Origin of the sequence: Micromonospora sp. CNB394 (genome assembly GCF_000374985.1) — a bacterium.
GTDB classification, from domain to species: Bacteria; Actinomycetota; Actinomycetes; order Mycobacteriales; family Micromonosporaceae; genus Micromonospora; species Micromonospora marina.
Genome location: NZ_KB895871.1, coordinates 17927 through 29548 on the forward strand (window position 1 = coordinate 17927; position 11622 = coordinate 29548).

The window sequence follows — 11622 nt, forward strand, 5'->3', positions numbered from 1 at the left end:
TCCACTCCGAGGTTGACTGCTTTCATTCCGTAACCGTTCCCTGGAATAAACTTGGCACATTTATGCCAACCTTCGGGCGTTCGCTTGCATGGCCCGCGATCGCCACTTAAAGCACCGGCACGACAACGACAGCGAACCACCCGACGAGCGACGAGGCAGCCATGCCACCTGCGCGTATGACGGAGAACGGCGCCGCGTCGAGCGGGTTCCCAGCAGCGACATTGGCGAAGAGTAGCCCCGCCGGATGGGTCTGGCAACGCACCATCGGCGTTAAATTTCTGCGCCAACCCGGAAACCTCTGCCCGGCACGCGAAATCACACCACGGGGTCGATTGCTCACGGCAAGCCACGACAGGCTCACCGGCCGGGCAACATCTCAGTCTTCAATAGAGTCCGTGCGGAACGCCGTCCTCGAGAAGCATTCCGAGACCATTGCGCGGCCTAAATTGTTCTGCTAGACAATGGGACCACACAGCGATCCGGCAAGCCGGATGTCGACGCGCTCGGCGAGGAGGTGGTCGTGCTGAAGGTGTCGCGGGGCGCCCCCGTGGTGGGCGCCGCACTGCTGCTGGCCGCCGCTTGGTCCGCGTTGGCGTCCGTGGCGACTCCGGGACCGATGCCGTCCTCGACGCCCGACAACGAGTTCTCCGCCGAGCGCGCGATGGCCCACATCCGCGCCGTCGCCACCGCCCCCCGCCCCACCGGCAGCCCCGGCGCCGAGGCGGCCCGCGATTACCTGGCCCAGACTCTCACCGGCCTCGGCGTCAGCCCGACCAGCCACGTCGCCGACGTCTGCCGTCCCGGTCCCGCCGAACCCGCCTGTGGACGGGTACAGAACCTGTCCGCCACGATTCCCGGCCGGGACGCGCGGGGAACCGTCGTGCTCGTCGCGCACTACGACTCAGTGCCCGGTGGCCCCGGCGCCTCGGACAACGGCCTGGGTGTCGCCACCGCCCTGGAGATCGCGCGAGCCCTCCTCGCCGGCCCACCCCCGGCCAACGACGTCCGCCTGATATTCACCGACGGCGAGGAGGCGGGGCTGCTCGGCGCCGCAGCGGCACTCGACACAGGGCTGCTGCCGGACCCGGCCTCGACCGCGATCGTCAACCTGGAGTCACGCGGGCAGTCCGGCCCGGTCGTGATGTTCGAGAGCGGTGACGACAACCTCGCCATGGCCCGGGCGCTCCACAGCAACGCCGCCGTGGCCACCTCTCTCGCGGAGCTCGTCTACCGGTTCCTCCCGCACGAGACTGATTTCAGCGTGTTCCGGGCCGCCGGCTACACCGGCCTGAACGTCGCTCCCGTAACGGGTTCAGCCCGCTACGACACCGCTCGCGACGATCTGTCCGCCGTCGATCCGGCGACCCTGCAGGACATGGGAGACTCCGTGCTGCCGGCGGTACGCCGACTCGCGCGCACCGATCTGCCCGCCGTACTCGGTGCCGGTCCTTCGACCTACTTCCCCGTCTTCGACCGGCTCGTCGTGCTGCCCACCACGGCGGCGTACGGTCTGGGGCTCCTGGTGGCAGCTCTCGTCGCGTCGGCCGTGGTCGTCGCCGCCCGGCGCGGGCAACTCCGGGCCAGCCGGGTGGCGCTCGCCGCCGCCGGTCTGATCGGCGTGCCGCCGGCCGCCGGCCTGGCCGGGGCCGCCGGCTGGTGGACGGCGATACACCTGCGGCCCGACATGGTCGGTTTCGTGCTCGGTGACCCCTACACGCCCCTCCTGGCGTACACCGGCTTCGCGGTCGCCGCCGCCGCGATCGCCCTCGCCGTCACCAGCCTGGTCCGCCGCGCAGCGCGCGGACCCGAACTACTCGCCGCCGGGCTCGTCCTCGCCACCCTGGTCGGTGCCGCCGCCCTGATCGCCGCCCCCGGCGCCGCTTACCTGTTCCTGCTACCCGCCGGCGCGGGGACCGCCGCCCTCGCAGTCGGCCACCGGGGCGGCGTCCACCCACGGTGGCTCGCCGGGGCCGCTGCGGCGGCCGTGACGCTCGCTACCTGGCTGCCGCCGACGCTGCTGCTCTTTCCGACCACCGGGCTCTCCCTGGTCGCCGTACCGATGGCCGCGCTCGGCCTCCTGGTGGCAGCGGTCGCCGTCCTGCTCGATCCGCGCGCCGGTCCGGGGCTGCCGCCGGTCGGGCAGGCCGACGGTGGTGCGGCACCCCAGCGGCCCGCCGCACGTCGGCTGCGCGTCGCGGCGGTCGCGCTGCTGGCGGTGTCGGGACTGGCCGTCGGCGTCGGTGACGCGGTCACCGATCCCTCTGACGACCGGCACCCCCGGCAGGTGTCGCTCATCTACTCCTGGGATGCCGATGCCGGCATCGCCACCTGGCTGAGCCCCTACCCCGCACCGAACACCTTCGTCGACCGCTACGTCGGCGGCCGACCGACCGCCCCCGACGGATCGCTGCCGCTGCTCTACTCGCCGACCTACCGCAGCGGCCCAGCCCGGGTCGTTCCGGTGGTCGAGCCGTGGACCACCGTCGCCGCGGACCGCACCGCCGGCACCACCCGGACGGTCACGTTCCGCGTGGGTAGCACCGACGCCGCCGCCAACCGCATCGGCGTGTACGTCGACGGCGAGGTCCGCGCCGCGCGGGTCGCCGGGCGACCGCTCGCCGGCGGCGTCAACCGCTGGTCTGACGCCGGCTGGCGGTGGGGGTTCACCGTCGTCGGCGCGCCCGTCGAGGGCACCGAGGTCCAGCTCGACGTCCCGGCCAATACCCCGGTGCGGGTACGGCTGCTGGCCCAGAGCGCGCAGTTACCGGCGGCGGCCCTCGACGCACCGATGCCGGACGACGTCATCGGTGCCATCGGGCCGGCCGTCCAGACCCTGGCCGCGGTGACCCGGCAATGGTGACCCTGCATCCGTCCCCCGCGCGCTTCCTCGCCGACGCTCTGCCCGGCGCCCCACGACCCCTTGGCGGTGAACCGTGACCAGCTTGCTTCCCCACCCCGTCCGGCCTGATCTGCGGACGACCATCACGCAGCTCGTCGCGCACTGGGTGCACGTCGCCCCCGACGCGCCAGCGATCCGCTACGGGGCGGACGAGATGCGCTACGGCGAACTGTCCGCCCGCGCCGACCAGCTCGCCGCGCGGCTGGCCGAGCACGGGGTAAGCCTCGAGACGGCGGTGGCGGTCGTGCTGCCCCGGGGCCCGGAGCTGGTCGTGACGATGCTCGCGGTGCTGCGGGCCGGCGGGTACTACGTGCCGCTGGATCCGGCCTACCCCGTCGAGCGGCAACGGTTCATCCTCACCGACTCCCACGCCACCCTGGTGGTCACCGACGCCGCCCACGCCGACAAGCTGCCCGCCGACTCGCCACCCGTGCTCCGCATCGACGACCAGGACTCGTACGACCCGGCCGACGGCGTGCGCACGCCTCCGGTCGATGCGACGCCGGACGGCGCCGCGTACCTGATCTACACCTCCGGGTCCACCGGCCGCCCCAAGGGGGTGGTGGTCGACCACGCCAGCGTCACCGAGTTGGTCACCACCGAACCACGGATCGCCATCGCGCCGGGAGATGTGGTGGCCCAGCTCGCGCCGACGTCATTCGATGCCTCGACCTTCGAAATCTGGGGAGCGCTGTGCCGGGGCGGGACGCTTGTGCTGTTCGACACGACCGTCGTGGGTGTCGCCGAGCTCGCCGCCCAGATACGCCGCTGGCGGCCCGACTGGCTCTTCCTGACCACCGGGCTGTTCCACCTGATCGCCCGCTACGACCCGGCCGCCCTGGACAGCGTCGGATGCCTGATCGCCGGTGGTGATGTGTTGTCGCCGGAGTACGTGGCCGAGGCCGCCCGCCGGACCCGCCTCTACGCGGCGTACGGGCCGACCGAGACGACCGTCTTCGCCTCCCTGCATGCCGTCACCGCGCCCACGCCAGAACGGGTACCGATCGGGACGCCGCTGGCCGGCATGCACTGGCGGGTGCTCGACCCGCAGTTGCGGCCGGTCCCCGACGGCGAGATCGGCGAGATCGTCCTCGGCGGCGTCGGGATCGCCCGCGGCTACCACGGTCAGCCGGAGCTGACCGCCGAGCGCTTCCTGCCGGATCCGTTCAGCCCTGAGCCGGGCCGGCGCATGTACCGCACCGGGGACCGGGGCGCCCGCCGTCCCGACGGCGCCCTCGACTTCCACGGACGGCTCGACCGGCAGGTCAAGATCCGCGGCTTCCGGGTCGAGCTGGGCGAGATCGAGGCGGTTCTGCGGCGCCACCCGGACCTGGCCGATGCTCTCTCGGTGGCGGTCAGCACCAACGCCGAGGAGAAGCGGATCGCCGCCTACGCGGTGCCCCACCCGGGCCGGCAGGTAAACACCTTCGCCCTGCGGGCCTGGCTCGGCGAGCGGCTGCCCGGCTACCTGATGCCGGCGACCCTGGTCCTCCTCGAGGACCCGCCGCTGGACCCCAACGGCAAACCGGACCGGTCCCGGCTGCCCGCACCGTGGACCGCCCGTGCCGACCTGCCCGGCCTGCCGGACTACTGCGCGCCCGCCACCGACCTGCAACGGCTGCTCTGCGAGGTCTGCGCCGAGGTGCTCGAACTCGACCAGGTCGGCGTCGACGACGACTTCTTCGAACTCGGCGGTGACTCGCTGCGCAGCGTCTGGCTCCTCGAGCGCCTCCGGAGCGTCGGCGTGGAGATCAGCGCCGGGGAGTTCTTCGGCGGTCCGACCCCACGCGACCTCGCCGACCTGGCCGGCGCCCGGTCGGCACGGACCCCGGAGGCGGCACGATGGAGCTGAGCGCCGCCACCCCCCGGGCGCTTGTCGAGCTCGGTGACATCGACTTGTACGACCCGGCCGCCTACCAGACGGCCGACCAGCACGCGACCTGGCGGAGCCTGCGGCAGAACGCCCCGGTGTGGTTCCACGACCGCCCGGGGGCAACCGGTTTCTGGTGCGTCACCCGGCACGCGGACTGCGAGACCGTCATCAAGGACCACCAGACGTTCAGCTCGCAGGAGGGGACGATCCTCGCCTCGGTCGGGGTCGGCGACGCGGCGGGCGGGCAGACCATCACCCTGATGGACCCGCCGCGGCACGGGACGGTCCGGGGCCCGACGATGCGGGCGCTCGGCCACGCCGTCGTACGGGATCGCGCCCCCCGGATCCGGGAGCGGGTACGCGACCTCGTCGCCCCCTGTCACGACGGTGAGCAGGACTTCGCGCGGTTGATGCGGCGACTGCCGATGATCATCGCCGGGGAGCTGATGGGCGTTCCCGAGCGCTACTGGGACGACATCGCCATCTGGGCGGCGGCCTGCATCGCGCCCGACGACCCGGAGTACGCGCTCGCGTCGACACCGGCCCGGACCCTGCGGATCGCTCACCACGAGCTGTTCGCGTGCTTCCGCGAGCTGATCCAGGACCGGCGACGGTCTCCGCGGCAGGACCTGATCTCCGTACTGATCTCGCTCGACGCCCTCGACGACCGGGAGGCGCCGGTCCAGGACTGGCGGATCCTGCTCAACTGCTACAGCTTCATCCTGGGCGCCAACACCACCACGCCCCACGTGGCCAGCCACACCCTGCTCGCGCTCGTCGACCGGCCCGACGTGTGGGCGCAGCTCACCGACCCCGCCGCCGTCGCGGGACTGGTCGAGGAGGGCGTCCGGTGGACCTCGCCGACGCACCACCTGGTCCGTCGGGTCACGGCAGACACCAGCATCGGCGGCGTGTCGATCCCCGAGGGCGACTGGGTGGTCGCGTGGGTCGCGTCGGCCAACCGGGATTCGGCGGTCTTCACCGACCCGTTCACCTTCGACATCCAGCGCGCGCCGAACCGTCACCTCGGCTTCGGTGGCGGCCCGCACTACTGCGTCGGAGCACCGTCGTCGCGGTTGGCCCTGTCCATCCTCTTCGAGGAACTGGCCGCCGCGTACACCCGGTTCGACCGGACCGGACCGCTGGTCCACCTCCAGTCGAACTGGATCAACGGACTCGTCTCGATGCCCGTGCAGGGCATCCCACGGCACTGAGGAAGGCGCTGGCCATGCGGATGGCGGAACCGGCGAGCACCCCGCCGCCCACCCTCGACACCATCGACCTGTACGACCCCCAACGCTACGTCGACTCCTCGCAGCACGGGGCCTGGCGGCTGTTACGCGACCAGGCGCCGATCTGGGCGCAGCAGACCCCCGACGGCAGCACCTTCTGGTCGGTCACCCGATACGACGACGTGACGGCGGTGCTCCTCGACGACGAGAACTACGGCTCCGAGCACGGCACCATCCTCGCCGTCACCGGCGGCGACCCGGCCGGGGGCCGCACCATCAACCTGATGGACCGACCCCGCCACACTCGGGTCCGCCAACCCACCATCCCGCTGATGTCCATGCACGCTGCCCGCCGCCACGCGCCCCGGGTCCGCGACCGCATCCGTCGGATCGTCCGCGACCGACTCGCGGCTGGCGGGGTGACCGACTGGACCGAGCTGACCCTGGCCCTGCCGATGGTCGCCGCCGGCGATGTCATCGGCATTCCCGAGTCCGCCTGGTCCGACGTGTCCCGGTGGGCGATGGCCGGGGTCGCGCCGGACGATCCGGCGTACGCAACGGGTTCGGCGAGCGCTACCCTGCACCGCGCCCACCTGGAACTCTTCACCGTCCTGAACGAGGTGATCCGGGACCGTCACCGCCGCCCGCAGGACGATGTCGTCTCCGAGCTGCTCCACCTCGACGTGGGCGGACGCCGGCTCGACCAGCAGGAGGTGCTGCTGAACTGCTACAGCTTCGTCATGGGGGCGGTCACCACGACCCCGCAGGTCGCCGCCCACCTGGTGCTGGCGCTGGCCGAACGGCCCGAGGCGTGGCACACCGTACGCGCCCGTCCCGACCTGGTCCCGCGTGCCGTCGAGGAGGCCCTGCGGTGGGCTTCGCCGACCAACCACCTGCTCCGCCGGACCCTCGCCCCGGTCCGGCTCGGCGAGGTCGACCTCGGACCGGGAGAACTCGTCGCCGCCTGGATCGGCGCGGCCAACCGCGACGAACGGATCTTCACCGACCCCTACCGGTTCGACCCGGCCCGCACCATCAACCCCCACCTCGCGTTCGGCGTGGGCGTGCACCGCTGCATCGGCGCACCGCCGGCCCAGTCCGTGCTGCGGATCCTCCTGGCGGAGATGATCGGGCAGCTCGACGGCTTCGAAGTGGCCGGGCCGGTGGTCCACCTCCGCTCCAACTTCATCAACGGCATCACCCAGCTGCCGATCGACTGTCGACCGGTGCCGGCCCGGCAGGCCGGAGTGCTGGTATGACCGGCCCGGTCGGCGCGGGTGCGACCCCTCCTGTCGTACGCCCACGTAACCCCGACCTGTCCAGCGAGTACCGCGCCCCCACGACCGAATTGGAGGAACAACTCGCCGAGTTGTGGCAGGCCCGCCTGGGCCTGGACCAGATCGGGGTCGACGACGACTTCTTCGAGCTGGGCGGGCACTCCCTGCTCGCGGCCGAACTTCTCGTCGAGATAGAGCAGACGTTCGGGGTGACCGTACCCGCCGCCACCCTCTACCTTGATCCGACCGTGGCCGACCTGGCCGCCGCGATCGACGAAAATCGTGCCGGGAGCGGCGCGTGCGACTGATCCCCGCCCCGCCAGGCCCCGACCGACCGGCTCCGCTCGATCTCGCCGACCCGACCATCCACGCGACCGACGACCCGCACGCCGCCTGGCGCTGGGCCCGGGCCCACGCTCCCGTCTCCTGGCAACCCACCGGAGGACTCGGCTTCTGGTCGGTCACCCGGCATGCTGACGTCCGGATCGTGCTGCGTGACCACCAGACGTTCACCTCGGAGCGGGGGACTCTGCTGACCCTGCTGGGCAAGCCGGACCCGGCCAGCGGCCGGCAACTCGCCGCGACCGATCCACCCCGGCACACCCGCATGCGAGCACCGCTGCACGGGCAACTTGACACCGCCGCCGTCGCCCGGCACGCGCCGATGATCCGCGCGCGAGTCGCCACCCTGCTGTCGGACCTGCCCGAGGAGGGCGTCGTCGACCTCGCAGGGATCTTCAACCGGTTGCCGGTCGCGGTGCTGGGCACGCTGATGGGATTACCGGACGCCGACTGGGACCGGCTGACCCGGCTGGCGATGATGGCGATCGCACCCGACGACGAGACGTGGCAGTTACCCCGTGGGCCCGTCGCCACCTTGCAGCGGGCCCACCGAGAGCTGTTCGCCTACTTCCAGGACCAGGTCCGGCAACGACAGCGACGGGGTGGGGACGACCTGATCGGTACCCTGCTGGCCTTACAGGTCGATGGTGCCGCCCTCGATCCCGGTGCCGTACTGTCCAACTGCTACAGCCTGCTGCTCGGGGCGGCCGTGACCGTGCCGAACGTGCCGACGGCCGCCCTACTCGAACTGGCCCGCTCAGGTGACTACGGCCGGTTGTCGGCCGCTGGTCCACGCCTCGACCTGCTGGTCGAGGAGGCGCTGCGCTGGGCGTCACCGGCGAACCACTTCCTGCGCCACACCACTCGCGAGACCGAGCTCGGCGGAGTTCAGCTGCCGGCGGGCGCACCGGTCGTCGTCTGGCTCGGCTCCGCCAACCGCGACGAGAGCGTCTTCGTCGACCCGTACGTCTTCGTACCCGACCGGCAGCCGAACCGGCACGTCGCGCTGGGCGGCGGGGCGCACTACTGCATCGGCTACGCGCTGGCCCGGCTGATGCTCACCGCCGTGTTCGACGAGTTCTTCGCCCGGGTGGCGGAGGTGCGACCGGTGGACGGGGTGCGGCACATCCGGTCGACCTTCGCGGCCGGTTTCACTCACGCGCCGGTCCGGGTGACCCGCCGGACTTCCGCCGGCACCGGGGGTGCGCGGTGACATCGCCCGCCCGACGCCGCCGGGCGCCTCGCTGGCTGCTGCGCGATCCATCCCCGGACTCGGCTGCCCGGCTGTTCTGCCTGCCGTACTCCGGCTGCGGAGCGAGCATGTTCCACCGGTGGCCCAGGTTCATCGGTGATCTGGAGATCTGCCCGGTGCAGCCGCCCGGGCGGGAGAATCGGATCCGGGAACCTGCTCCCGCCACGTACCAGGACCTCGCCGGGGCACTGATCCCCACACTTCGTCCACACTTGGACCGCCCGTTCGGCTTCTTCGGTCACTGTGGCTCGGCGCTCGCCGCATACGAGGTCGCCGCCCAACTGGTCGCCGCCTGCGGCCCGATACCGCGGTGCGTGGTCGTCTCGTCCGAGGTCGCTCCCCAGGACGGACCCTACGGTCGGTTCCTGAGCATGAATCGGGCCGAACTCACCGTCGAGATGGCCGCGATCGTGCGGCACCTCGGCGGTACACCGGTCCCGGACCTACTCGATCTCGCCGTCACCACGCTGGCGACCGACGTCGCCGCCAACGCGGCGTACGTCGTACCGGATCCGACGCGGCTTCCTGGTCGCGTGCTCGCGCTCTCCTGGACCGACGACGCGGACGTCCGGCCGGAGCAGATGAAGGGCTGGGACCGGTGCGGTGACACCCGGTTCGTCACGCTGCCCGGCGGGCATTTCACCTTCCTCGATCCACCCGACGTCCTGCGCGATGTGCTCCTCACGGAGCTGCTGGCACCGTCGTGATCGGGGCGAGGTGGGAGACCGGGGTCGCGTGGATCGGCGCGATCGACGCCGCACCGCTACGCGGCACGCCACCGGAAGGCGTGCCGGCGACGATCCGTGCCACCAATGACATCGATACGTGCGCATACTGCCCAAGCTCGTGACGGCAACCGTGACGGCAACCCGAGCGCCCGGCAGCATCCCGTGATAGTCGGTCACTACCATGCGTAATCGCTCCGGCTCGCACTTGTGGGCCAGAACGCCGGCTCACAACAAATCACCCACAAGTCAGGTTAGCTTATTCAGTTCGGCTCGAATATTCGCCGCCTCATTGCGCGCCGCCACCGATTCGGCAACGGCTTTGCGACGATCTTCGTCATACAACAGGACAGCGGACAGCGATTCCAGGGTATCCGCAATCCGGTCTCGCCAGACGGCATACGATTCTGGATCACAATCGCCAACCGGCCTTTCTGAACGAATCCTGCGCAAGTTCTGTAGCGCTGCCCGCAGCTCCGGCGGAAGTGACATTGCCTACCCTCTTCCACCTATGAGGGGCAAGAACCGCTGACAGGCTGGACAAGGGCCAATCAGGCTACCGTGGTCCTCAAGCGGGTAGGCGTTACCCCTGCCACCTCCACCGATCCTGACCGACTGAAATGTTGATCCGTACGTATTCAGCTTGAGGTTGCCGGTTCGGGTAGCCACGGTCCGGTGGTGAACAGTTGTTTGAGCACGTCGAGGGCGTCCTTGCCGTGTTTGGTGGCGGTGGACAGGTAGGACCGTAGGGTGGCGAAGTCGGCCAGGCCTTGCAGGGTTCGCCAGGTTGCGGAGATCTTCTGTTGGAGCTTGACCGGGCGAAGGTCGCGTTCTGCCTGGTTGTTGGTGAACGGCACGGCCAGGTCGATGGTGAACCGCAGGATCATGTCGCGGTGGGCGGTGAAACGTTCGACCAGCGTGCCGGCGCGTGACGGCCTGCCGTCACGATCGGGAGGGTTCTGCTCGCGGCCGTAGGCCAGCGCGCCGGCGTAACAGGCTCGGATGTGACTGATCTCGTCGGTTGACAGCGCGTCTCGGCCCGCGGTGACGGCCTGCTCGGTCGTCTTCTTGACCATCAGCAGGGTTTGCGCCATCACCTCGGCCCAGCCCTGGCCCGCCGGATCGGACTCGTGCACACCGCGCAGGTCGCGGATCAGATGGGCTCCGCACCAGGCGTGCTCGGCGTCGGTGAGGTGCCGGTAGGCGGCGTAGCCGTCACGGACCAGGATGCCGGTGAACCCGGGTAGCACCTGCCCGGCGTCGATGTCGGCCTTGCTGCGGCCGCCCACGTGCAACAAGGTCAGTTCGGGTGTGCAGGCCACGTGCACGTACTTCAAAGCGCCGTCGACGCGGGCCGGGGTCTCATCGGCGTGCAGCACCTGCTGGACGTGCAGCAACGCGCCTGTGCGGGACACGAACGGCCCGAGCTTGCGGGCTGCCTCACCGACCACCTGATGCACGAACCCGGTCGACACCCGCACGCCGAGCAGGTCGCCCATCACAGCGGCGGCTCGGGCGAACGGCAGGAAATGCGCGGCCCGCGTGTAGACGGCGGCGGCCTTGACACCGGCGCCGTACTGCACCCGCCCGGACACCCCGGCCGGCACCGCCGGCTCGCTGACTTGCCCGCACCCGCCGCACTCGACCGCGATCAGCCGGTGCTCGACGACCAGCGGCCGCCGCTCGGGCATCTCGATCACCTGCCGGCGCTGTCGCCCGTACTCACGCCCATCACTCAACGGCGACCCGCAACCCGGATGGACACACCGCTGCGGCCGGTGCTCGACCACCTCATCCGGATCCGCGACCAGCTCAAGGGTCCACCCCGGCGCCCCGGGCTGCTTACCCCGCCGCCGTCCACTGCCCTTGCCCGGCTGCCGGGCTGGGCGACTGAGACCGTCCGACGAGGGAGGCTTCGACGAGTTCGAGGAGTTCAACCCCAACCGGCGTTTCAGCTCAGTGTTCTCCGCTTCCAGTCGATCAACCCGTTCCCGCAGCTCAACCAGCATCGCGACCAGATCC

General features: G+C 71.0%; 8 protein-coding genes. 7 read left to right on the forward strand and 1 reads right to left on the reverse strand.

Features of this window, described 5'->3' with window-relative positions; all coding sequences use genetic code 11:
- Window positions 1-520: 520 nt before the first annotated feature.
- The 7 genes from C569_RS31290 (at window position 521) to C569_RS0128055 (ending at window position 9582) form a co-directional block, all read left to right on the forward strand.
- A complete protein-coding gene (locus tag C569_RS31290; protein WP_155945644.1) occupies window positions 521-2860 on the forward strand; it encodes a M20/M25/M40 family metallo-hydrolase in 2340 nt (779 codons plus the stop codon).
- Window positions 2861-2942: 82 nt separating this feature from the next.
- Window positions 2943-4751 (forward strand): non-ribosomal peptide synthetase, encoded by a 1809-nt coding sequence (locus C569_RS31295; RefSeq protein ID WP_196806810.1) that lies wholly within the window; start codon window positions 2943-2945, stop codon window positions 4749-4751.
- The gene (locus C569_RS0128035) at window positions 4742-5986 is read left to right on the forward strand and encodes a cytochrome P450 (protein WP_018789037.1); all 1245 of its coding nucleotides are present in this window, start codon (window positions 4742-4744) and stop codon (window positions 5984-5986) included. Before C569_RS31295 ends, C569_RS0128035 begins: the two co-directional genes overlap by 10 nt.
- 14 nt (window positions 5987-6000) lie before the next feature.
- On the forward strand, window positions 6001-7263 hold the full coding sequence (locus C569_RS0128040; RefSeq protein WP_018789038.1) for a cytochrome P450: 1263 nt from the start codon (window positions 6001-6003) through the stop codon (window positions 7261-7263).
- A complete protein-coding gene (locus C569_RS31300; RefSeq protein ID WP_018789039.1) occupies window positions 7260-7589 on the forward strand; it encodes an acyl carrier protein in 330 nt (109 codons plus the stop codon). Before C569_RS0128040 ends, C569_RS31300 begins: the two co-directional genes overlap by 4 nt.
- On the forward strand, window positions 7580-8836 hold the full coding sequence (locus C569_RS0128050; RefSeq protein ID WP_018789040.1) for a cytochrome P450: 1257 nt from the start codon (window positions 7580-7582) through the stop codon (window positions 8834-8836). Before C569_RS31300 ends, C569_RS0128050 begins: the two co-directional genes overlap by 10 nt.
- Window positions 8833-9582: a thioesterase II family protein gene (locus C569_RS0128055; RefSeq protein ID WP_026268749.1), complete on the forward strand. Its 750-nt coding sequence runs from the start codon at window positions 8833-8835 to the stop codon at window positions 9580-9582. Before C569_RS0128050 ends, C569_RS0128055 begins: the two co-directional genes overlap by 4 nt.
- 656 nt (window positions 9583-10238) lie before the next feature.
- Here C569_RS0128055 and C569_RS31305 read toward each other — a convergent pair.
- Window positions 10239-11609 (reverse strand): IS66 family transposase, encoded by a 1371-nt coding sequence (locus tag C569_RS31305; RefSeq protein ID WP_081636068.1) that lies wholly within the window; start codon window positions 11607-11609, stop codon window positions 10239-10241.
- Window positions 11610-11622 lie beyond the last annotated feature (13 nt).